General features: G+C 53.4%; 23 protein-coding genes. 14 read left to right on the top strand and 9 right to left on the bottom strand.

Annotated features, from left to right (window positions below):
* Window positions 1–92 precede the first annotated feature (92 nt).
* Genes sapF through sapA form a run of 5 tightly spaced genes read right to left on the bottom strand, consistent with a single transcriptional unit; the run spans window position 93 to window position 5,397 of the window.
* Window positions 93–902, bottom strand: coding sequence for a putrescine export ABC transporter ATP-binding protein SapF (gene sapF, locus BV494_RS08615; RefSeq protein WP_104922502.1), 810 nt, complete (start codon window positions 900–902; stop codon window positions 93–95).
* Entirely contained in the window at window positions 902–1,894 is a 993-nt protein-coding gene (gene sapD / locus BV494_RS08610) for a putrescine export ABC transporter ATP-binding protein SapD (RefSeq protein WP_104922501.1), read from the bottom strand. Before sapD ends, sapF begins: the two co-directional genes overlap by 1 nt.
* Window positions 1,894–2,784 carry a putrescine export ABC transporter permease SapC gene (gene sapC / locus BV494_RS08605; protein ID WP_104922500.1) on the bottom strand — a complete coding sequence of 297 codons (891 nt, stop codon included), beginning with the start codon at window positions 2,782–2,784 and terminating at the stop codon, window positions 1,894–1,896. Before sapC ends, sapD begins: the two co-directional genes overlap by 1 nt.
* The gene (sapB, locus tag BV494_RS08600; protein WP_104922499.1) at window positions 2,771–3,736 is read right to left on the bottom strand and encodes a putrescine export ABC transporter permease SapB; all 966 of its coding nucleotides are present in this window, start codon (window positions 3,734–3,736) and stop codon (window positions 2,771–2,773) included. Before sapB ends, sapC begins: the two co-directional genes overlap by 14 nt.
* A complete protein-coding gene (gene sapA, locus BV494_RS08595; protein WP_104922498.1) occupies window positions 3,733–5,397 on the bottom strand; it encodes an ABC transporter substrate-binding protein SapA in 1,665 nt (554 codons plus the stop codon). The genes sapB and sapA overlap by 4 nt, the downstream gene beginning before the upstream one ends.
* 221 nt (window positions 5,398–5,618) lie before the next feature.
* Here sapA and zigA point away from each other — a divergent pair, with 221 nt between their 5' ends.
* Window positions 5,619–6,806: a zinc metallochaperone GTPase ZigA gene (zigA, locus tag BV494_RS08590; protein WP_104922497.1), complete on the top strand. Its 1,188-nt coding sequence runs from the start codon at window positions 5,619–5,621 to the stop codon at window positions 6,804–6,806.
* A 225-nt stretch (window positions 6,807–7,031) separates the two neighbouring features.
* On the opposite strand, the gene pspF is transcribed toward zigA, so the two are convergent.
* Complete coding sequence (gene pspF / locus BV494_RS08585) at window positions 7,032–8,036, bottom strand: phage shock protein operon transcriptional activator (RefSeq protein WP_104922496.1); 1,005 nt, start codon at window positions 8,034–8,036, stop codon at window positions 7,032–7,034.
* A gap of 233 nt (window positions 8,037–8,269) precedes the next feature.
* Here pspF and pspA point away from each other — a divergent pair, with 233 nt between their 5' ends.
* The 6 genes from pspA to BV494_RS08555 all read left to right on the top strand — a co-directional run bounded on the left by pspA (window position 8,270) and on the right by BV494_RS08555 (window position 12,380).
* Complete coding sequence (pspA, locus tag BV494_RS08580) at window positions 8,270–8,941, top strand: phage shock protein PspA (protein WP_104922495.1); 672 nt, start codon at window positions 8,270–8,272, stop codon at window positions 8,939–8,941.
* Window positions 8,942–9,024: 83 nt separating this feature from the next.
* Window positions 9,025–9,252, top strand: a complete 228-nt coding sequence (gene pspB / locus BV494_RS08575; protein WP_104922494.1) for an envelope stress response membrane protein PspB — start codon at window positions 9,025–9,027, stop codon at window positions 9,250–9,252.
* On the top strand, window positions 9,252–9,611 hold the full coding sequence (pspC, locus tag BV494_RS08570) for an envelope stress response membrane protein PspC (RefSeq protein ID WP_104922493.1): 360 nt from the start codon (window positions 9,252–9,254) through the stop codon (window positions 9,609–9,611). The genes pspB and pspC overlap by 1 nt, the downstream gene beginning before the upstream one ends.
* Window positions 9,612–9,692: 81 nt before the next feature.
* Window positions 9,693–9,944, top strand: coding sequence for a phage shock protein PspD (locus BV494_RS08565; protein ID WP_104922492.1), 252 nt, complete (start codon window positions 9,693–9,695; stop codon window positions 9,942–9,944).
* Window positions 9,919–11,316, top strand: coding sequence for a YcjX family GTP-binding protein (locus tag BV494_RS08560; protein WP_104922491.1), 1,398 nt, complete (start codon window positions 9,919–9,921; stop codon window positions 11,314–11,316). Before BV494_RS08565 ends, BV494_RS08560 begins: the two co-directional genes overlap by 26 nt.
* Window positions 11,313–12,380: a YcjF family protein gene (locus BV494_RS08555; RefSeq protein ID WP_104922490.1), complete on the top strand. Its 1,068-nt coding sequence runs from the start codon at window positions 11,313–11,315 to the stop codon at window positions 12,378–12,380. Before BV494_RS08560 ends, BV494_RS08555 begins: the two co-directional genes overlap by 4 nt.
* 64 nt (window positions 12,381–12,444) lie before the next feature.
* On the opposite strand, the gene BV494_RS08550 is transcribed toward BV494_RS08555, so the two are convergent.
* Window positions 12,445–12,636, bottom strand: a complete 192-nt coding sequence (locus BV494_RS08550; protein WP_104922489.1) for a chemotaxis protein — start codon at window positions 12,634–12,636, stop codon at window positions 12,445–12,447.
* Between the two features lie 423 nt (window positions 12,637–13,059).
* On the opposite strand from BV494_RS08550, the gene BV494_RS08545 reads away from it, so the two are divergent.
* The 7 genes from BV494_RS08545 (at window position 13,060) to BV494_RS08515 (ending at window position 21,805) form a co-directional block, all read left to right on the top strand.
* Window positions 13,060–14,346, top strand: a complete 1,287-nt coding sequence (locus tag BV494_RS08545) for an HlyD family secretion protein (RefSeq protein WP_255414950.1) — start codon at window positions 13,060–13,062, stop codon at window positions 14,344–14,346.
* Window positions 14,333–16,432 carry a peptidase domain-containing ABC transporter gene (locus BV494_RS08540; protein ID WP_104922488.1) on the top strand — a complete coding sequence of 700 codons (2,100 nt, stop codon included), beginning with the start codon at window positions 14,333–14,335 and terminating at the stop codon, window positions 16,430–16,432. The genes BV494_RS08545 and BV494_RS08540 overlap by 14 nt, the downstream gene beginning before the upstream one ends.
* Window positions 16,433–16,644: 212 nt before the next feature.
* Window positions 16,645–17,619: a porphobilinogen synthase gene (hemB, locus tag BV494_RS08535; RefSeq protein WP_104922487.1), complete on the top strand. Its 975-nt coding sequence runs from the start codon at window positions 16,645–16,647 to the stop codon at window positions 17,617–17,619.
* A 212-nt stretch (window positions 17,620–17,831) separates the two neighbouring features.
* Window positions 17,832–19,772 (top strand): type VI secretion system family protein, encoded by a 1,941-nt coding sequence (locus BV494_RS08530; protein WP_104922486.1) that lies wholly within the window; start codon window positions 17,832–17,834, stop codon window positions 19,770–19,772.
* The gene (locus BV494_RS08525) at window positions 19,763–20,449 is read left to right on the top strand and encodes a DUF2931 family protein (protein WP_104922485.1); all 687 of its coding nucleotides are present in this window, start codon (window positions 19,763–19,765) and stop codon (window positions 20,447–20,449) included. Before BV494_RS08530 ends, BV494_RS08525 begins: the two co-directional genes overlap by 10 nt.
* A gap of 45 nt (window positions 20,450–20,494) precedes the next feature.
* Entirely contained in the window at window positions 20,495–21,181 is a 687-nt protein-coding gene (locus tag BV494_RS08520; protein ID WP_104922484.1) for a DUF2931 family protein, read from the top strand.
* 84 nt (window positions 21,182–21,265) lie between these two features.
* Complete coding sequence (locus BV494_RS08515) at window positions 21,266–21,805, top strand: DUF2058 domain-containing protein (RefSeq protein ID WP_104922483.1); 540 nt, start codon at window positions 21,266–21,268, stop codon at window positions 21,803–21,805.
* Between the two features lie 38 nt (window positions 21,806–21,843).
* Here BV494_RS08515 and BV494_RS08510 read toward each other — a convergent pair whose 3' ends face one another.
* Both BV494_RS08510 and BV494_RS08505 read right to left on the bottom strand, forming a co-directional pair.
* Window positions 21,844–22,542: an RluA family pseudouridine synthase gene (locus tag BV494_RS08510; protein WP_104922482.1), complete on the bottom strand. Its 699-nt coding sequence runs from the start codon at window positions 22,540–22,542 to the stop codon at window positions 21,844–21,846.
* Window positions 22,543–22,643: 101 nt separating this feature from the next.
* Window positions 22,644–22,859, bottom strand: coding sequence for a YgdI/YgdR family lipoprotein (locus BV494_RS08505; protein WP_104922481.1), 216 nt, complete (start codon window positions 22,857–22,859; stop codon window positions 22,644–22,646).
* Window positions 22,860–23,270 lie beyond the last annotated feature (411 nt).

Here is a 23,270-nt window from a genome sequence, read left to right as displayed (position 1 = left end):
TTATCGACATTTGGCGTAATTGCAGCCATAAAAAAACCGGCTCAGGTTTCTGATGCCGGTTTTCGTGCCAGACGGATATCGGATTTTCTGCGTTAATTGCCGTCGCGACGCCAGGCATCGGCGGTTAATGCCTCGCCAAAATGACTGGAGATCAGCCTTTTGGTGAGATCATGCAATGGTGCAGCGAGAACTTCTGCCGTGTTTCCGCGTTCCACCACTTCGCCTTCGTGCATCACCAGCACCTGATCGCTGATGTGCTTCATCATGCCCAAATGCTGAGTCACATAAATGTAGGAAATACCCTGTTTTTCCTGCAATTCGAGCATCATGTTAATGATTTGCGAGCGCATGGACATATCGAGCGAGGCCAGCGCTTCATCGGCAACAATCACTTTCGGTTGCAGGATCAAGGCACGCGCTAACGCGACGCGCTGCTTTTGCCCGGAGGCCAGCATATGCGGGTAATAAAACGCGTGATCCGGCAACATGCCCACCAGCCGTAATGTCTGGTTGATACGCTGCTCGCGCTGTTGTGCATCCATCTCACCGTTCAGGCGCAGCGGGGCTTCGAGCAACTGGCCGATGCGCTGGCGCGGATTCAGGGACGTACTCGGATCCTGAAAAATCATGCGGATCTGCTGGCTGCGAAAGCGGTAATCGCGAAATTCCAGCGGATGTTCATCAATCAAAATCTCCCCGCTGCTCGGTTCAATCATGCCTGACAGCATTTTTGCCAGTGTGGATTTCCCCGAGCCGTTCTCACCAATAATCGCCAGCGTTTGTTTCTCACGCAACGTGAAACTGACTGGCTTCACGGCATCGAGATCCATCTTGCGAAACAGGCCGGTACGATAACGGAACGTTTTGCTCAGGTTGCGGACTTCAAGCAAGGTCTCGCCCATTATTGCTCCTCCATGTTCAGCGGAAAGTGGCAGGCAAATGCGTGAGTTTTTGCCAGACGAAGGCGCGGCGTTTCAATGCATTTCTTTTGTGCGTAAGGGCAGCGCGGCCCCAGACGACAGCCAATCGGCAAATGTTCCAGTGAAGGGATTGCGCCCGGCAACGTATTCAGACGGCTTTTATGCGGCAGTGAGCGGCCAAAGTCAGGCATTGCGCGGATCAGCGCCTGCGTATACGGATGATGCGGCGCGGCCAGCAAGTCTTCGCACACCGCGCTTTCGACGGTTTGTCCGCAATACAGCACGTTAATCCGGTTGGCCCATTTGCTCATCATTTGCAGATCATGGCTGATGAGCAAAATGGTGGTGTTGTTATTCTGATTGAGCCGCGCCAGAAGGCGGAAAATCTGCGCCTGCGTGGTGGGCTCCATGGCGTTGGTCGGTTCATCCGCAATCAGCAGGCGCGGCTGATTGGCCAGCGCGATGGCAATCATCACTTTCTGGCATTCGCCTTCGGTCAGCTCATACGGATAGCTGGCCATAATGTCTTTATGATCTTTAATCCCGACGCGGTGCAGCAGCTCAATGGCGCGTTTTTTCCGCCATTTCCAGCGCTGATACCAGCGGCCTTTGTACGTCCAGCCGGGAATCGCCTGAATCAACTGACGGCCGATGTTTTCGGACGGATCCAGACAGGACTGCGGTTCCTGAAAAATCATCGACACGTTCTGCCCGACCAGTTTGCGGCGTTCACGCGGGGAAAGCGTCAGCAGGTCAATATCATCAAAACGCATCCGGTCAGCGGTCACGCGCCAGTTGTCTTTGGTGACCCCGCAAATGGCTTTGGCAATCAGGCTTTTTCCTGAACCGGACTCGCCCACCAGCCCGCGAACTTCACCGGCGTTCAGCGTAATACTGACGCGGTCGACGGCTTTCACCGGGCCGTCGGCGGTCATAAATTCGATTGTCAGGTTACGGATATCAAGTAACGGCATTATTCCACCCCTGCATTAATCGCCCGGCGCACACCATCGCCCAGCAGATTGATCAGCAGCACGCTGATCAGGATTGCTGCACCCGGCAGCATCACCGTCCAGGGCGCGACGTAAACCAGCTCCAGCGAATCGCCGAGCATGGCTCCCCATTCTGGTGACGGAAGCTGCGCACCTAAATCCAGAAAACCTAATGCAGCAATATCCAGAATGGCCATCGATAGCGCGCGGGTAAATTCCGTTGCCAGTACGGCCACAATGTTTGGCAGCACCGCGTAACGCAGGATTTGCCAGGTCGATGCGCCGTCAAGACGCACGGCCACCACGTACTCTTTTTCCAGTTCGTCATGTACCGCGCTGTAAATCGTACGGGAAATACGCGGCAACAGCGCCAGCCAGACGGCCAGCATCGCGTGCTCAAGTTTCGGGCCGATAAACGCCACCACCACAATCGCCAGCAGCAGAGAAGGGATGGACAGCAGCGTGTCGAGAATATGGTTCAGAATTGCCGATTTCAGCCCGCGCGTAATACCCGCGAGCACGCCGACAATCACGCCGCACAGCGACGCCGCGAGGGTAATCACCAGCGCACCGCCGATGGTCGGTGCCGCGCCGGTTAACATCCGGCTGAGTAAATCGCGGCCTAAATCGTCGGTGCCGAGGAAGAATGACACATTCCCGTAGCGCGACCACGACGGTGGCAGCAACTGGTAACCGAGGAATTGCTGATCAAGCGCATACGGCGCCAGCAGATGACCGAAAACACACAGAAACAGCAGCCCCAGCACGCCGTAGAAGCCGATCATCGACAGCGTATCGCGATAGAAAATCCCCCACGTATGGCGCAGCGGGCTGGGAACCTGTTTTTCACGGTATACGTTATCGAAGGGCATACCATTCCTTATGTTTCAATGGGTTCATCAGGGCACCGAGAATATCTGAAAGCACGTTGACGACTATCACCAGCGAACCCACGACCATCACACCGGCGGAAATCGCGGCGTAATCCTGCTGGCGGATAGCGTTGATTAGCCAGCGGCCAATGCCCGGCCAGTTAAAGACCACTTCCGTGATCATCGCCAGCGTAAGCATGGTGGAAAATTGCAGACCCAGTTTGGGGATAATCGGCGGCAGCGCATTGTGTAAAACATGACGACGGATAATGGTAAAGCGCGAGAGCCCGCGCGTGGCGGCGGCTTTCACGTAGTTTGTTGCCAGCACGTCGTCCGTCGAAATACGCATCAGGCGAATCACTTCGGTGGTCGGCGCAACGGCCAGCGCGGCAATCGGCAAAATCATGTGGCGGATGGCGCTGATGATCATCTCGTGGCGATACGGTGAATGCGAAAGCCAGGCATCGACCAGCGTCAGGCCGGTCACGGTTTTCAGCTGATACAGCAAATCAAGACGACCGGAAACCGGCAGCCAGCCGAGCTGCAATGAGAAGAACAGCATCAGCAGAACGGCCAGCCAGAAAACAGGAATCGAGAAACCGAGAAGTGCCAGGCTGCTGATCGCTACATCCGGCCATTTCCCGCGCATTACGCCCGCCAGAATCCCCAGCGGGATCCCGACAAACAGCGCCAGGGCAAAGGCCAGAACACACAGTTCCATAGTGGCCGGGAATACCGCCTTCAGCTGATAAGTAATGCTTTCGCCGTTGATGCTCGAGACGCCAAAATCAAACTGGCACAGCCCCATAAAATAGAAGCGATAGGCGTCCCACAAAGACGCACCACGCAACGGTGCATTCGGCGTGAAATAGCTCAGGCTGAACGCCACCAGACTGAGGAAAAACAGCGTGACCAGCAGCAACAAAAAGCGGCGTAGCGTGAAGATAATCATGGTGCTTTCCTTCCTTCGTCATCACGGAAGACGCCTGCGAATGAAGAGTTGCCGAACGGGCTCAGAACCAGCCCTTTAATGTCGTAACGGTAGGCCTGAAGGCGCAGCGAGGAAGCCAGCGGCAGCACCGGTAATTCCTGTTCGAGGATTTTTTGTGCCTGCTGATAAAACTCGATGCGCTGCGAAAGTTGCTGTGACAACAGGCCCTGACGCAGCAATTCATCAAACGCCGGATCACACCAGTGAGCATAGTTGGTCTGCGAATGAATCGCTGCGCAACTGAGCATCGGGCGGAAGAAACTGTCCGGGTCATTACTGTCCGTTGACCAGCCGGTCAGCGTCAGATCGTGATTCATCTCCATCAGCTTGGCCTCCTGGAAACGGCCTTCAACCGGCACAATCGTCACTTTAATGCCCACCTGCGCCAAATCCGCCTGAATAAGCTCGGCGGTTTTCAGCGGGCTCGGGTTAAACGACTGTGACGCCGTCGGCACCCACAGATGCAGATTCAGTTTTTCCTGCCCGAGATCTTTGAGGATTTGTCTGGCTTTGGCCGGATTATATTCCGTCACCTGCGCATTGCTGTCATACGCCCACGAGGCGCGCGGCAAAATAGACGCCGCCGTTTCTGCCGTGCCGTAATAAATCGACTGCATCAGGCGCTGGTTATTAATAGAAAGCGCAACCGCCTGACGAATACGCGGATCGTTAAGCGGTGCTTTATTGGTATTAAACGCCAGATAAGCGACGTTCATGCCCGGCCGCAGGGAAAGGCGCAGACGCGGATCTTCACGCAGAATCGACAGCTGGCTGGCCGCCGGATAGGCCAGAACATCACACTCACCGGTGAGCAATTTAGACAAACGTCCGGTGCCGCCGACGCCCATGTCTATAACAATCTGCGCCATGCGCGGCGTGCCTTTCCAGTATTGCCCGTTGCGTTCAAGACGCACGTACTGGCCGGTGCGGTATTCACCCAGCTGGAACGGGCCGGTGCCGACGGGCTGACGGTCTATTTCCTCTTCATTGCCTGATTTCGTCAGGTTGGCCGCGTATTCGGCGGAAAGCACCGGCGCGTAGTGGGTCGCGAGATGCCAGAGGAAAGAAGCATCCGGGTTATTCAGGCGAAATTCGACCGTATAGTCATCGAGTTTTTTAATGCTTTTAACGGCTTTGGCAAACTGCAAACTGTCGAAATACGGGTACTCTTCGCCGTTAACGCCGTGGAAATGATTATTCGGATCAATGATGCGCTGGAAACTGAACACCACGTCATCGGCGTTCATTTTACGTGTAGGCGTGAACCCGCTGGTTTTCTGGAAGGGCACATCTTTGCGCAGATGGAAACGGTAGGTTGCGCCGTCGTCGAGCACTTCCCAGCTTTGCGCCAGTTCAGGGATCAGGCGATAGGTATACGGGTCAACGTCCAGCAGCCTGTCGTAAAGCTGTGCGGCGAGCGTATCAATAATCAGCCCGCTGCTGGCTTTTTGCGGATTGAAGGTATTGACCATACCGTTGACGCAATAGACAAAGCCGCTCTGGCGAATATCTTTGACTGGCGCGCTGGCCACCGTCGGGCTGGCGTGTGTTGGAGCAGTCTCAGCAAAAACTGCTGTGGACAAACTGCTCAGTAAAAGCATCCACAAAGTTAGACGACGCATAAAGGCTTCAAAGTTAAGGTGCAATGCCTTAAGTGTACCGTACTCTGCGAGGTACCCCAATCCATTGCACAAAACAGGGTGAAATCCTGCGGCACTTCGCGCAGATTTTATCCGTTCTTCCAGAAAACCCTTGAAATTACGCTGACATTGTTATGTTATATTATAACAATAGTTGCAGGCGAAGTATTTTGCCTGCGCGGTCTTCTGATTCGAGGTTAATTATGTCTTTACTGCCCGTCACCGTACTCTCCGGCTTCCTGGGCGCGGGAAAAACCACCGTGCTGAACCATATTCTGAATAACCGTCAGGGTATGCGCGTGGCGGTGATCGTCAATGATATGAGTGAAGTGAATATTGATGCGGCGCTGGTTGCTAACGAAATTACGCTCGACCGCCAGCAGGAAAAATTGGTGGAAATGAGCAACGGCTGCATCTGCTGCACGCTGCGGGAAGATTTACTGATTTCCGTGCGCGAACTGGCGCAGGCGGGGCGGTTTGATTATCTGCTGATTGAATCGAGCGGGATCTCCGAGCCGCTGCCGGTGGCGGAAACCTTTACGTTTGAAGATGAGAACGGGGAAAGCCTTTCACAATTTGCGCGGCTGGATACGCTGGTCACCGTCGTGGATGGCGTCAATTTCATGCAGCAGTACCAGGAAGCCCGCAGCGTTCAGGAGGCCGGTGAAAGTCTGGGCGAGGACGATGCGCGCAGCGTGACGGATCTTCTGATTGACCAGATTGAATTTTGTAACGTGCTGCTGGTGAGCAAAACGGATTTGCTTGACAGCCAGCAGCAGCGTGAAGTGATCGCGTTACTGAAAAGCCTGAACCCGGCTGCGCACATCATTCCTATATCACCGGGCAGTTTGCCGCTGGAAAACGTGCTCAATACCGGTCTTTTTGATTTTGCCAAAGCGCAGCAGGCTCCTGGCTGGCTGAAGGAACTGCGCGGCGAACATACGCCGGAAACCGAGGAGTACGGCATCAGCAGTTTTGCCTACACCGCGCGCCGGCCGTTCGATCCGGATAAATTTTACCGCGTGGTACACGGCGACTGGGGCGGCGGGACGCTGTTGCGGTCGAAAGGCTTTTTCTGGCTGGCGACGCGCCCGCGTTTTGCCGGGCAATGGAGCCAGGCGGGCGGGATCGCGCGATATGGCATGGCGGGGATTTTCTGGCGTGCATTGCCTGAAAATGACTGGCCGCAGGATGAAGAAACCCTTCAGCAAATCATGGAAAAGTGGGTCGAACCGTTTGGCGACATGCGTCAGGAGCTGGTATTCATCGGTCAGCATCTGGATAAAGAGGAGATTATTCACCGGCTGGATGCATGTCTGCTGAGCGAGCAACAAATGGCCGAAGGGATCGACAACTGGATGGCGATGGCCGATCCCTTCCCCGAATGGTAGTCCGTAATGACGGCAAGGTTGTTCAAAAAGTAGCCGTAAAAACAGTGTGGTAATGAGAAATATTCTCAACAAAGTGCTTTACAGACGATACTGAGAACCATTATCATTCTTTTCACCGGACGAGAGGTGTCCCGCCAGGGGCGTTAATCGCGAGGTACGACATTGCTCACATTGCTTCCAGTATTACTTAGCCAGCTCGGGTGCTGGCTTTTTTTTGCCTGTTATTCAGTCACTTTCCTGCGCATTCACCTGTATTCCGTGCTTTTTCAACATTCCGCGTAACTGGTGATACGTCACGTTAAGCAGCTCAGCGGCTTTGCGCTGATTGAAACGTGCCTGCCGCAATGCCAGCTCAATCAGATTTTTTTCCTGACCGGTGACCCACTGTTTCAGATCCAGCGGCAACGCCGGTAACGGCTCACTCGCGCGCGGCTCTTCCGGTGCGCAATACGCTGCCCGCTGAGCGAACGGGTTCAGAATAATGTTATCCAGCGGAAAATCAGCGGTGCCGTGCCGGTACATCGAACGCTCCACGACGTTTTTCAGTTCGCGGATATTGCCCGGCCAGCGATAGCGCATCAGCGTTTCGCGGGCATGTTCGGTAAAACCGGGGAACAGCGGCAGTGAAAGTTCGCGGCACATCTGGATGGCAAAATGTTCAGCCAGCAACATGATGTCCTGCTGGCGCTCACGCAGCGGCGGAAGCTGAACGACGTCAAACGCCAGGCGATCGAGCAAATCCGCGCGGAACTTCCCGGCGGCGGCCAGTGCCGGAAGATCATCATTCGTCGCGCACACCAGCCGCACATCGACCTGCAACGGCTGGCTGCCGCCGACGCGTTCCAGATGCCCGTACTCAATCACCCGCAATAATTTTTCCTGCACCAGCATCGGCGCGGTCGCCAGCTCATCAAGAAATAGCGTGCCGCCGTCTGCCCGTTCAAAGCGCCCGAGATGGCGCTTCTGCGCGCCGGTAAACGCCCCGGCTTCGTGGCCGAACAGCTCGGAATCCAGCAAGTTTTCATTGAGCGCGGCGCAGTTCAGCGAGATGAACGGCCCCTGCCAGCGCGGTGACAGATAATGCAGACGGTGCGCGATGAGTTCCTTTCCGCTGCCGCGCTCACCGGTTACCAGCACCGGTTTATTCAGCTTCGCCAGTTGCGAAACCTGTTCCAGCACTTCGATAAACGCATTGGCTTCGCCGAGTAAATTGTCTGTGTTATCAGGCATGAGGCTTTCCTTGTGTGGTGAAACACACTAACTCTTAGTGAAAATAATCATCTTCTAAATTAAGCATAGCAGAGGCGAAAATAAAAAATTCAATTTATTCATGAAGATAATGATTTAGAAAAGTTGGCACGGATCCTGATATAGGTTTATCGCCGCGGATGAAAATTTTCCTGCGACTTTAACCGGTAAACAATTGGCCGGAAACCAAACAGAATCAAAGAGGAATTTCGATTATGGGTATTTTTTCTCGCTTCGCTGACATCATTAACGCCAACATCAACACCTTGCTGGATAAAGCAGAAGATCCGCAAAAACTGGTTCGGCTGATGATTCAGGAAATGGAAGACACGCTGGTGGAACTGCGTTCAACGTCTGCCCGCGCGCTGGCAGAAAAGAAACAGCTGATCCGCCGCATTGATCAGGGCGAAGCCCAGCAGATTGAATGGCAGGACAAAGCCGAACTTGCCCTGCGTAAAGACAAAGACGATCTGGCCCGTGCGGCGCTGATTGAGAAACAGAAATTGTCCGAGCTGGTGACCACGTTGAAAAACGAAGTGACCGTCGTGGGAGAAACGCTGGATCGCATGAAATCTGAAATCGGCGAGCTGGAAAGCAAACTGACTGAAACCCGTGCCCGCCAGCAGGCGCTGACGTTACGCCATCAGGCGGCAGCCTCTTCACGTGACGTTCGCCGTCAGCTCGACAGCGGTAAAATTGATGAAGCGATGGCGCGTTTCGAACAGTTCGAACGCCGCATCGATCACATGGAAGCCGAAGCGGAAAGCGTCAGTATTGGCAAAAAGAAATCGCTGGATCAGCAGTTTGCTGAACTGAAAGCAGACGATGAAATCAGTGCGCAAATTGCTGCCCTGAAAGCCAAAATGAACGGTAATCAGGACGCGTAATTTTTCCGGTAAACCTGCCTGTCCGCAGGCAGGTTATGCGGGGTTAACGCACCCATAAGACTCATCAGAATTAAGGATAAATAATGAGCTTCCTGTTTTTAGCAATTCCGCTGACTATTTTCGTTTTATTCGTGGCGCCTGTCTGGTTATGGCTTCACTACAGCAACCGCCAGCAAAATGGCAGTCAGCTCAGTCAGCACGAGATACAAAATCTCTCAAGCCTGACACATGAAGCGCAGCGCATGCGCGAGCGTATTCAGGCGCTGGAAGAAATTCTGGACGCCGAACATCCGGGCTGGAGGCAATCATAATGGCGACGCATTTGTCTGACAAAAAACTCTACCGCGTGCCGGAAGAGGGCGTGGTGAAAGGCGTACTGGCCGGGCTTGCGCATTATCTCGGCGTACCGGTCAAACTCCTGCGCATCATGGCGGTGTTGTCGGTGTTTTTCGGCCTGTTCATGTTCACACTGGTGGCTTACATCATTCTGAGTTACGTGTTGGATCCGGTTCCGGCCAGCGAATATGACGAAGACACTGCGCCATCGCCGCGCAGTTTACTGGATGAAGCCGATCGCGAGCTGAAAGCCAGCGAGCAGCGTTTGCGCCAGGTTGAACGTTACGTCACCTCAGAAACTTTTGGCGTACGCAGCCGCTTCCGCCAGCTTTAGCCCAATTCTTCACTACGCCTCTGGCCGCCGGACATCGCTCCGGCTGCTATTTTTTCCCTCACGTCCGCTTAAGGAAACCTTATGGCCCGTTACCTGAATTCCCCGCTGCCGGGTAAGCGCAGCGGGTTTTCCAAAATTCTCAGCGTGGTTATCACGCTGGCGCTGACCTTTGGCCCGGCCGGGCTGGCAGCGCGTGTGCTGGGCGTGGTGGGAAAAGGTCCACTCCGGTACGTTTTGGCACTACTATTAGAACCGTTATTTAAACGAATTTTGACCGCGCTGTTTGGGCGCTACGCTAGGGAGAGCAATGAAAAGACTACAAAACGAGTTTAATTCTCTGATCAATCGCGGGATGGACAGGCATCTGCGGCTCGCCGTTACCGGTTTAAGCCGCAGCGGGAAAACGGCCTTCATCACCGCATTCGTTAACCAGCTTTTACACATGCACAGTGGCGCACGTTTGCCGCTGTTTTCGGCCGCGCGGGAAGAACGTCTGCTCGGCGTGAAACGCGTTCCGCAGCGTGATCTGGGCGTGTCGCGTTTTGCTTATGATGAAGGTCTGGCGTCACTTTACGGCACGCCGCCCGCGTGGCCGACGCCGACGCGCGGTGTCAGTGAAATCCGGCTGGCGCTGCGTTACCGCTCCAACGATTCCCTGCTTCGCCACTTCAAAGAGACCTCGACGCTGTATCTGGAAATTGTCGATTATCCGGGCGAATGGCTGCTGGATTTGCCGATGCTGGAGCAAAATTATCTCGACTGGTCACGCCAGATGGCGGGGCTGTTGCAGGGCAATCGCGCTGAATGGGCGAAGCCGTGGCTGGAACTGTGCCAGCAATGTGACCCGCTGGCACCCGCCGATGAAAATCTGCTGGGCGCGATTGCGCAGGCGTATACCGATTACCTGATCCGCTGCAAAACCGAAGGTCTGCACTTCATTCAGCCGGGGCGATTTGTCCTGCCGGGCGATCTGGCCGGTGCGCCCGCGCTGCAATTTTTCCCGTGGCCGGAAATGCATCAGTACAGCGACGCCCAGCTGGCGCAGGCGGATAAAAACAGCAATCTTGGCATGTTGCGCGCGCGTTTTGATTATTACTGCCAGAACATCGTGAAAGGTTTCTATAAAGAACACTTTGTCCGCTTTGACCGCCAGATTGTGCTGGTGGACTGCCTGCAACCGCTCAACAGCGGGCCGCAGGCGTTTAACGATATGCGTCTGGCGCTGACGCAGCTGATGCAAAGTTTCCACTACGGCAAACGCACGCTGTTCCGCCGCCTGTTTAATCCGTGCATCGACAAACTTATGTTTGCAGCCACCAAAGCCGACCACATTACCGGCGATCAGCATGCGAATCTGGTTTCGCTGTTGCAGCAACTGGTGCAGGAAGCCTGGCAAAATGCGGCCTTCGAAGGTATCAGCATGGACTGCGCCGGGCTGGCTTCCGTTCAGGCGACCGAAACCGGCAGGGTGGAATATCAGGGGCAAAGCCTGCCCGCGCTGAAAGGCCACCGTTTACAGGATGGCGGGCCGTTGACGGTGTTCCCCGGCGAAGTGCCTGCGCGTTTGCCGGGCGCGGCGTTCTGGCAAAAACAGGGTTTTCATTTTGACGAGTTTCGTCCGCGCGAAATGAGCGTGGACACGCCGTTGCCGCACATCCGTCTGGATGCGGTGATGGAGTTTTTACTGGGAGATAAAATGCGATGAGCGAACCGTTAAAACCGCGTATCGATTTTGAAACGGAATTAAAAGCGCCTGCGGATCCGGTGATCAAACCGGCGCTGGCCTTTGACGAAATGATTTCAGAGCGCTTTATTCCGGTGACCGCCGAAACCGACGTAGAGCAGGAAGAGGGCGAAGCCGAAGCCGTAATCAACCGTGCGCTCAAACCGCGCCGCAGTTTATGGGGCAAAATTGTGCGGCTTGGCGTTGCGGTGCTGGGCATCAGCGTCGTCGCGCAGGGGGTGCAATGGGTGCATCAGGCGTGGGTTCAGCAGGACTGGGTGGCGCTCGGTGTCTGTACGGCGGGCGGCCTGATTATCGTCGCGGGCGTGGGCTCCGTGGCGACTGAATGGCGACGTCTTTATCGCCTGCGCCAGCGCGCTGATGAACGTGACGTGGCGCGGGATTTACTGCACAGCCACGGGCTGGGGCAGGGCCGCGCATTCTGCGAAAAACTGGCCGCACAGGCAGGGCTGGACAACAGCCATCCGGCATTGCAGCGCTGGCAGGCATCACTGCATGAAACGCAAAACGACCGCGAAGTGGTTGAGCTTTATGCCCGCTTAGTTCAGCCGGTTCTGGATGCGCAGGCACGCCGGGAAATCAGCCATTCCGCGGCAGAGTCTGCGCTGATGATCGCCGTCAGCCCGCTGGCGCTGGTGGATATGGCCTTTATCGCCTGGCGAAACCTGCGTCTGGTGAACCGTATTGCGGTGCTTTACGGCATCGAACTGGGGTATTACAGCCGCATCCGGTTATTCCGTCTGGTGCTGCTGAATATGGCGTTTGCCGGGGCGTCCGAGCTGGTGCGCGAAGTGGGCATGGACTGGATGTCGCAGGATCTTGCTGCGCGTCTTTCTGCCCGCGCTGCGCAGGGTATCGGTGCCGGTTTGCTGACCGCGCGTCTGGGGATCAAAACCATGGAACTGTGCCGTCCGCTGCCGTGGATGGAGGGGGATAAACCCAAACTCGGCGATTTCCGCAAGGAACTGGTCGGTAAGCTGAAAAACAGTATGGTGAAAACGGATAAAACGAAATCCGGCGTTTAACGGTTTAGATATAAAAAAGCCCCGCGAGAGCGGGGCCTGAATTACGCTGAATAACCTTTAATCACTAGGTTGTCAGATAGTTCTGTGCTTTAGCAAGACCATCGGAAATTTGTGAATACACCTTGTTCACCGCATTACTGGTGTCACTTACCGCGTCCTGACCAAAGTTTGAGAGGCGATCGGCAACTTTATTGATATCTTCCGACCAACCCGCACCATTAACCATTTCAATATCATGTTCTGTTAATTGTTTCATCTTAGGCCTTCCTTTTAATCTGTTAAAGCAAGTCCCCGATAATCCGGGGGCGATGAAAACATTGAGTAATGCTATGGAGATAATTTCTACGCAATGTCTTCACGGGGATTAAGCCTAGAGCACCACGACGGAAATTTGACTAGGAATAATCTCCTAAGTGATAATTTGTGGTTAACTTTTTGTTTTAAAATAAAATTAATGCTGCGTTGAGTCTGGGTTATTTTATTTTTAGAACAAAAATCAGGCTTGCTCACTTTCATTATTAATAATTCCTTACGACTGACATGCTATCTGCCTGATAATTTGCAGAGGTGAAAATTTCATCATGAAAATAAAGGATTGCTCTGTTTCAGAGTAATCGCGGTGGCAGGCGGTTTTGTGGCTGCTATCTTTTCGGGATTCTGTTTTTCCGGATCACAAAATATGCTGTTTCGCAAAGAGGTGAATGATCATCAGCAAAACCACTGGACGGGAAAGGCTTTATTGCTCGCCGGCTGGCCTTTATGGATTGTGACTTCACTGACGGCCATTTTTATATTGGCCTTACTGATATTCCTAATCTTCGCAAACTACACCCGGCGAATTAATGTCAGCGGTGAAATTATTACGCAGCCGCACAGCATCAATTTATTCAGCCCGGAACAGGGCGTGGTTACCGGCTTGTATGTAGATACCGGGAAACCGGTGAAGAAAGGCCAGCCGCTGTATGAAATCGACGTCAGCCGGGTGACGCAGGCGGGGAATGTCAGCACCACCACGCTGGCTGCCATTAAAAAACAACGTGAGCAAATTGACGCCATTATTGTGCAGCTTCAGCACAATAAGCAGGAAACGCTGGATAACCTGCAACAGCAACTCGATCAGTATCAGAAGGCGCATCAGGTGTCACAAAGCATGGTGGATTCCGCGCAGGAAGGGCTGGATGCTATGAAAAAAAGTATGCAGAACTACGGCGCGTATCAGAAAAAAGGGCTGATCAATACCGACCAGCTGAACAACCAGCGATACCTGTATTATCAGCAACAAACCTCGTTCCAGAGCCTGAACACGCAGGCAATTCAGGAAGCCTTACAGATCACCAATCTGCGCAGCGAACTGGTCACGCGCGCTGCCGAATTTGATAACCAGATTTCACAATATGGCTATCAGCGTAACGATCTGGAACGCCAGCTGGCGCAGGCCGATGCGAAAGGTTCTTTGCTGATCACCGCGCCGACGTCCGGCAAGATTTCTTCGCTGAGCGTCACGCCGGGTCAGATGGTGAACGCCGGTGACAGCCTGGCGCAACTGGTGCCTGCTAAAAACTCCCCGTTCTTTCTGGTCGCGTGGCTGCCGAATGAAAGCGTGCCTTACGTGAAAGCCGGTGAACATATCAACATCCGCTATGAAGCCTATCCGTTTGAAAAATATGGCCAGTTTCCCGGCAAGGTCGAATCGATTTCTTCTGCGCCCGTTTCTGAACAGGAGCTGAATACCTACGCCAGTGCGCCGCGTACGGCCAACGGTACGGTCAGCGGACCCTATTACAAAGTGATTGTTTCACTGGATAAAAAAGCCATGAACTGGCACGGCGAAACGCTGAATTTATCCAGCGGCATGAAAGCCGAATCAACCTTATTCCTGGAGAAAAGGCCGCTGTATCAGTGGATGTTGTCTCCGTATTACAGCATGAAGAAAAGCGTGGTGGGGCCAATCAATGAATCTCGATAACGTACGCGAGCTGGCTGACCGCCTGCATTTCAGCTGGCGCCAACGGGTGCCGCAAATCATTCAAACCGAAGCCGCCGAATGCGGGCTGGCCTGTCTGGCGATGGTGTGCGGCTACCACGGCAAACACGTTGATTTGCAAAGCCTGCGTCAGCGCTATGGCATTTCGTCGCGCGGCGCAACGCTGCGCACGCTGATGGATATTGCCACCGCCAATGAACTGAAATCCCGCGCGCTGAAGCTGGACATCGACGAACTGAATGCCCTGAAAACGCCGTGCATTTTGCACTGGGATCTCAACCATTTTGTGGTGCTGGTCGGCGTCAGACAGGGCAAAGTGATTATTCATGACCCGGCGTTCGGGCGGCGTTCGCTGGGTATGCGCGAAGTGTCGGAGCACTTCACCGGCGTTGCGCTCGAGCTGTGGCCGGACAACGGTTTCACCCGTGAAAAACCGCACGTCCGGCTGGACTTGCGCAAAATGATGGGCAACGTCAGCGGCCTGATGCCTGCGCTGACCAAGATTTTCTGCCTGTCACTGATGATTGAATCCGTCAACCTGCTGCTGCCGGTTGGGATGCAGCTGGTGATGGACCACGTGATCCCGGCGAAAGATCCGGATTTGCTGACGCTGATTTGCCTCGGTTTGCTGTTCTTCATTATTTTCCGCACCGGCGTCAGTCTGTTGCGCGCCTGGACGTCGCTGGTTATGAGTACGCTGATAGACGTGCAGTGGAAAGCGCGACTGTTTGACCACCTGCTGAAACTGCCGCTCGACTACTTCGAAAAGCGCAAACTCGGCGATATTCAGTCGCGCTTTACCTCGCTCGATACCTTACGCACCACGCTGACCACCAACGTGGTCAACAGCATTATCGACGGCATTATGTCGGTCGGGCTGATCGTCATGATGGTGCTGTACGGCGGCTGGCTGATTTGGGTGATCCTCGGGTTTACCGCCGTTTACGTGGTGTTTCGTCTCACGACGTACAATGCCTATCGTCAGGTTTCAGAAGAACAAATCGTGAAAGGCGCGCGCGCCGGTTCGCATTTTATGGAAACGCTGTACGGCATCAGCACGCTGAAAGCGCTCGGATTATCGAAAGCGCGTGCCAACTTCTGGCTCAATCTGAACATTGATAACGCCAATGCGACGGTGCGTAAAACTAAGTTTGAAATGATGTTTACCGGCGGGAACACGCTGATCGCCACGCTCGACCAGGTCGCGCTGCTGTGGCTGGGCGCAACGCAGGTAATTGACGGGCACATGACGCTCGGGATGTTCGTCGCGTTCAATACCTATCGCGGGCAATTTTCCGAACGCGCGGCAAACCTGCTGAACATGGTGTTACAGCTGCGGATGCTTTCACTGCATCGCGACCGTATCGCGGATATTGCGCTGACGGAGACCGAGAAGTCCCTGCCGGAGCGTGAATTGCTGCGGGCGGGCGAAGCGGCGTCGCTGGACGTACGCGATCTGGTCTTTCAGTACGACAGCCTTTCCGCGCCGCTGATTAACGGCCTGAACCTGTCGGTGGCGGCGGGAGAAAGCGTGGCGATCACCGGGCCGTCGGGGCAGGGGAAAACCACGCTGATGAAAATCATGACCGGTTTACTCCCGCCAACCGGAGGCCGCATTCTGATCAACGGCATGGATATCACCACCGCCGGGCTGAACAATTACCGCAGCTGCATCGCCTGTGTGTTACAGGAGGATACGCTTTTCGCCGGTTCTATCGCCGAGAACATCGCCAGCTTTGACGAGACAAAGGACGAAGAACGGATCATGGACTGCGCACGCCGCTGCAACATTCATGACGACATTGAACGGATGCCGATGGGTTACGAAACGCTGATCAGCGAACTGGGTGGCAGTTTGTCCGGCGGCCAGAAACAGCGGCTGCTGATCGCCCGTGCGTTGTATCGCCGTCCGGCCATTTTGTTCCTCGATGAAGCCACCAGCCATCTGGATCTCGACAATGAAGCGCGTATCAATCAGGCGATAAGCGAGCTGGATATCACGCGGATATTTATCGCGCACCGGCCCTCGACGATTGCCTCCGCGGACAGGGAAATTAAGCTGGGATAACACTTTCCGGCGATCCCCTGAATGGGGATCGCCTTTCCAAAAATGCGGCCTCTGTTACATCCCCTCACGGAAAGTTCATCATTTGTTTAAAAGTTATTATAAAATGCGGGCTTCATCGTCTGACGGCGCTGCATTGCCTCCTGCCGTCTGAACTGTCTGCGCTCCTGTTTCTAAAAAATATCAGCGCAACAGATTAATTTTTAGGAGTTTTCATGTCGAATCAGTTCCCGAGCTCACGCCTTCGCCGCCTGAGACAGTCCGAATCCCTGCGCACTCTTTTTCAGGAAACTGAATTCAGCGTCAACGATCTGGTACTGCCGATTTTCGTAGAAGAAGAGACCTCTGAATACGTACCCATCGAAGCGATGCCCGGCGTTTTGCGCATTCCCGAATCGCGTCTGGCGTTTGAAATTGAACGCTACGCCCGCGCCGGTATCCGCTCTGTGATGACTTTCGGTATTTCGCATCACATGGATGCGACCGGCAGCGACACCTGGAATGAAAACGGTCTGGTCGCCCGTATGGCGCGTATCTGTAAAGACACCGTGCCTGAAATGATTGTGATGTCCGACACCTGTTTCTGCGAATACACCTCGCACGGCCACTGTGGCGTGTTGCATGACCATGGCGTGGATAATGACGCGACGCTCATCAATCTGGGCAAACAGGCCGTCGTTGCCGCTGCTGCCGGTGCCGATTTTATCGCGCCCTCCGCCGCACAAGACGGTCAGGTGCAGGCCATCCGCAGCGCGCTGGACGCAGCCGGTTTTATTGATACATCAATCATGGCGTACTCAACCAAATTCGCGTCCTCATTGTACGGGCCATTCCGCGAGGCGGGCGGCAGCGTGCTGAAAGGCAACCGCAAACAATATCAGATGAACCCGATGAACCGCCGCGAAGCGGTGCGCGAGTCACTGCTGGACGAACAGGAAGGCGCCGATGCGCTGATGGTCAAACCGGCGGGTGCGTATCTGGACGTGATCCGTGATATTCGCGAAGCATCGCGTTTGCCACTGGCGGCGTATCAGGTCAGCGGTGAATACGCGATGATCAAATTCGCCGCACAGGCCGGTGCCATCGACGAACGCGCCGTTGTGCGCGAAAGCCTCGGCGCGATCAAACGTGCAGGCGCAGATATTATCCTGACGTACTTTGCGATGGATATTGCTGAAAACGGGATTTAATTCCGGATGACCGTATGAAGTTCAGCCGCTGAGCTGACAGCCGTTATTAAAGGGGGTCATGTTAAACATGAACCCCTTTTTTCTGGAACCATTCAGCGCACAAATAGTTCATGCAAAACCACCTCTGACTTCGTATTTCATATCTCAAATTGCCAGGCGTAGAGTGATACCTCGATTTCATTTATCTAAATGAAAATAAAAGGACATTCACTATGGCAAAGGGATTTTTTCTCAGAATCGGCGATAAAACGACATGTGGCGGCGAGATTATAAGCGGGAGCGCTACGCTGCGTTTTCACGGCATGCCCGGAGCACGCGTTGGCGATAAAGTCACCTGCGGTAAATTCCCCGGAAAGTTTGAAATCGTTGGCGGATTGCCCAAACGTCGCAATGAAGGTTTATTGCTGGCGGGAACGTTGCACAGCAATAGCTCTTGTCCCTGCGGGGCGAACTTTATTCCTTCCATCGAAAATGGTTATGAAAAGAAAGCGGCAATAATTCCTGAAACAGACGGCTTTGATGGCTGGCAAAACCCGCGCACTGACGATAGCGAAGAACCCGAACAGCATGCACAGTCCGCCAGACGTTCTGAACAAACGCAATCCGTCGTCCGACCTTCCCAATTAAAACACACGCCTGAACAGTCATCGCAATCTGACGAAAAGCCGAAACGTGAAATCACGCTGACCATAGGCGTGTTTTTCGACGGCACGGGCAATAATGCGGTAAATACTGAAAACATGCTGAAAGCCTGTAACAGTGAGCATTTTGATTTAAGCGATAAAGATGCCCAGTCGGTATTAGCGCAATGCGGGAAACGGCAAATGGGTGTTTCCGGTTCTGGTGCCACCAGTTACACCGGGTATTACACCAACGTGCATTGGCTGAATACGTTGTATCAACAAAACTTCTCATCTGAGAGTACGCACGTTCAAAGAGCAATTTATGTTGAGGGGATTGGCACTAAGGCCGGCAGCCCGGACAGCACCGTGGGGTTGGGCTTGGGAATATCAGATACCGGGGTGGTCGCGAAAACGGATGATGCAGTGGCAAATCTGGTTCAGGCAATTGTTGCCGCCAAAGATAACATCTCGGGGAATGACGATATTGTTATAAAAACTCTGCAGTTCGATATTTTCGGTTTCAGCCGCGGGGCTGCTGCTGCACGGCATTTCGCTAACCGGGTCTTCTCGGAAGACGCCGCAATCGTGACGGCTATCCTTCAGGGGATCGGTGATGTGGAATATCACGGTATGCCTGCCGGTAAAAACCGTTTTATCGGCCTCTTCGATACCGTTGCTGCCATCGGTTCGCCTGCTAATGGCCTGAATCCGCACACAGCCGATACCGGTGAGGTCAATATCGTTCTGCGGCCCGGGATCGCAGAGAAAGTGTTCCAGATTACAGCGCAGAATGAATGCCGTTTTAACTTTGCTTCCAACAGCATAAAAGAGGCGTGGCCGGAGCTGGCGTTACCCGGCGTACATTCGGATATCGGTGGCGGCTATCTGCCTCAGGAACAGGAGAATCTTTACCTGAGCCGCCCCCGGGTAGAAACCGTTAAGCTGCAAACGCCGGGAGAGCAGACTCAGATTTACCGCCAGACAACAGATGAACGAGAGATCTTAAATGCGGCGCCGACTGTTGCCCCTATCGTGAGTACAAACCCGGTATCTCCTGAAACATGGTATGACGACCGGATGCCGCAGGATCGTTACGGTAACTTTCAAAAACGCAGTTATGCGGCGCTAACCCTGCGCGGAAGGGTGGTGAAAAATGACTGGTCGAAGGTGGTGCTGAGAGTCATGCTTGATGCTGCTCTGGATGCGGGCGTTATTTTTGAACCTATACGTAGTACTAATGCAGAACTGCAAATACCCGCTGAGCTTATCCCATTTTGCGCACAGGCAATCAGGGCTGGTAAAGCGACCCGTAATGGTCCAACTCAGAAAGGCTTTACTCCGGATGAAATTGACCTGATCGCCAGAGACTATATTCACTGTTCGGCGAACTGGAACGCTGTCGTCTCAAACGCGGAGGGCGTCTTACAGGGCGGTGCCTCACCGGCAGAGCTGATCAGTTTTACCAACCGGCCGGACGAGAACTGGATCCGCACGGTATACAACATGGACGGTAAAAAACTATGGTCTTAAAAGGGATTACCTCTCTGCTATTTGTGTTGAGCCTTACCGGCTGTCACTCGCAGGCAGCACAACAAACGCAGGGTCGCTCGGCACCGGTCGCTGAGGGAGACTGGTCATTGCCCTATGGGAAATGGGAGTTTGCTTTTTTGACTCCTGAGGCGTTACCGGCGACGGTGACGCACGTGCGGATTGTCGATACTGCCGGTTATCTGAATACATTTACTAGGCTGGATGGAACTCATCAAGACCCCAATATTGTGGGTCGCTGGAGCGATAAAAGCCGGAGTGGAACCGTGAATTTCAACAAAGCCAGCCATCCTCCGCAGTATATGGTGTTCTGCTGGGATTCCATTATTGACATGAAAACCTACGAAACCAGCCTGTTTTTCCCGCAGGAGGTGTGGGAGAAAATGCGAACCCCTGCCAGTCACAAAGCCCGCTCAGGCAATACGGTCTGGTATAAAACGATGTTGTTCGGCCTGGCACCGGAAGGAAAAGTCAGAGTCTGGTTGCAGGACGTGGGCGATTATCCTAATTATCCGGTACCCGTTATTAAGCTGCAAACGCTCTCGGGCGATAAGTTGGATGTGTGCAAAGGGATAACAAAAAGTGATTTCACTTACGGCTACGATCAGGACATCAAAGATTTCATTAAAGGAAAAACCTATCCCTATGGGGCGTGGTGAGTTGCGAATTCTACGCACGGTATACAACATGGACGGTAAAAAACTATGGTCTTAAAAGGGATTTCCTTTCTGCTTTTAGCCTTGAGCCTCACCGGGTGCCACTCGCAGGCAGCACAACAAACACAGGGTCGCTCGGCACCGGTCGCAGAAGGTGACTGGTCATTGCCCTATGGAAAATGGGAATTTGCATTCTTCACCCCAGAGGGACTCCCCGCAACGGTGACTCATGTAAGGATTGTCGACACGGCGGGCTACCTGAATACGTTTAATACCTTAGACGGAACGCAAAGCAACCCTTACAGTGTGGGGAAATGGAGTGAAAAAGTGAGAAGGAGTTCAATCCACTTCAACAAAGCCAGCCATCCTCCGCAGTATATGGTGTTCTGCTGGGATTCCATTATTGACATGAAAACCTACGAAACCAGCCTGTTTTTCCCGCAGGAGGTGTGGGAGAAAATGCGAACCCCTGCCAGTCACAAAGCCCGCTCAGGCAATACGGTCTGGTATAAAACGATGTTGTTCGGCCTGGCACCGGAAGGAAAAGTCAGGGTCTGGTTGCAGGACGTCGGCGATTATCCTAATTATCCGGTACCCGTAATTAAGCTGCAAACGCTCTCGGGCGATAAGTTGGATGTGTGCAAAAGGATTACTAAGCATTCTAAAGGATATAGTTATACCCAAAAGACTCAGGATTTCATTAAAGGAAAAACCTATCCCTATGGGGCGTGGTGAATACTCAGAGTCGGTCACAACTGGCACTGCCCCGAAAATTGCAGGTATAATCCCTGAAATTATTTTACGGGTTTAGAAACGAAAATGACAAAACTGTCCTTACAAGAGCAATTGCTTAAAGCGGGTTTAGTGACCAGCAAAAAAATGGCCAAAGTCGAAAAAACGGCTAAAAAATCACGCGTTCAGGCTCGAGAGGCCAGAGCGGCTGTGGAAGAAAATAAAAAAGCCCAGCTTGAGCGCGATAAGCTGCTCAACGAACAGCAAAAACAAGCGGCGTTATCGAAAGAATATAAAGCGCAGGTGAAGCAGCTGATCGAAATGAACAAAATTGATATTGCAAAAGGTGATATCGGTTTCAACTTCACCGACAACAATTTAATCAAAAAGATATTTGTGGATAAGACGACGCAGGCTCAGCTGATCAGCGGGCGTCTTGCTATTGCGCGTCTGATTGCAGAGAAAACGGGTGAAAGTGAATACGCGATTATTCCCGCCATCGTGGCCGATAAAATTGCCCAGCGGGATGCCAACAGTATCGTATTAAACAGTGCGCTGAGTCAGGAAGAGCAGGATGAAGAAGATCCGTATGCTGACTTTAAAGTGCCTGATGATTTGATGTGGTAAGGGTTGATTTACGTTTGTCTATGTAATCAATAGCATGTTCAGAACGGGCTGTTACACCGCGCGTTGACCGGTTCTCCGCTGACGGGATGAATAAAATCCAGCTCGCTGGCGTGGAGCATCAGTCGGGGCGTGTGTTCTGTCCCCGCCAACAGACGGCCGCCATACAGGTCGCAGCCCAAAATAGGGTGCCCCAGATGCTGGCAGTGAATGCGCAGCTGATGGGTGCGCCCGGTCTCCGGGGTGAGCTGCACCCGCGTCAACGGCAGTAACGTCCCGTCTTCTAACCTTTGCTCAAAGCGTTCAATGACCTGATAGCGCGATTGCGCGGGCTTGCCGGTGCGCGCACAAATCGACATCAGCGGGAACAGCGCCGGATCTTTGGCAATCGCCGCGTCGATCACCCCTTCGTTGTCGTTCAGATGCCCGCAGAGCAGTGCGCTGTACATTTTTGTCACGGTGCGCTGGCTGAACTGGTGACAGAGAGCAGCGTTAATCGCCTTGTTGCGGGCAATCACCATCAGCCCGGAAGTGCCGAAATCCAGACGATGAATCAGGGTGCAGCCGGGGAATATCTTAACCAGCCGGTGATGCACCGAATCGAGGTTTTGCGGGTTTTTACCCGAAAGGCTGAGCAGCCCGGAGGGTTTATTGATGAGCACCAGATGCGCGTCCTGAAAGAGAATCTCTATCTCGTCATGGCACGGCGGGGCAATAAAAGTATCGATAATCGCAGACATCAGACAGCCCGGCTGGAAAGTGGGGGGAGATAATAACGAATTTTCAGCCGGCTGCCAGAATTAGCGCACATCTGCGCTTCGCATCACGAAAACCGCAGCGCTTATTTTTTCACAATGCCCGCAATATCATTGGTATTCATCAGATGATAATCGCCGTTCATGTCGGTGTAACTGGTCATGCCGGTATCACGGTCTCGGTCCGGTTCGCCGTGGGCGAAAAGCTGATCACCGGCTTTGGTGTGTATCACATAATCGCCAGCGCAACCGGTTAAGGTCATCGCCAGAACGATCGCCGTCAGGCAGGGTAATTTCTTCATTGTTCAGTGGTTTCCCGTTGCAATCATCTGCCCGCATTACAAAACAACCCGCCGTAAGAAGCAAAGGATAAAAATGTCACCAGGCGTAATTGTGTGAACTGAGTGACTGATTTATCACGGTTCATTTTGGTGCATACGCTTTCGCTATCTTCTTTTTCACCTGCTTCTCAGCACCAGCGCAGTGCGGTGTGATCCCGTCGTCGTTTCTGTCAGTTGCCCGTAACGCGGGCTGAGCGCTATCTATACTCACAGAGCCCGACACATTCTCAGCGGTTTGGAAACACTGGCAGATATTTTGCTTAAGTTTCTATTCGTTGATTCAACCTCGGGAAACTTTTCGTCTTTTGGCAACGGCTTTGAATTTCAAAATTAAGCTTCAGAATTTTCTTTTTAGTTCAGGTTTCTACTCAA

It is taken from the genome of Rahnella sikkimica (assembly GCF_002951615.1).
In the GTDB taxonomy this organism is placed as follows: Bacteria; Pseudomonadota; Gammaproteobacteria; order Enterobacterales; family Enterobacteriaceae; genus Rahnella; species Rahnella sikkimica.
The sequence above is the reverse complement of the archived record's forward strand: the minus strand, read 5'-3'. Positions and strand labels throughout refer to the sequence as shown.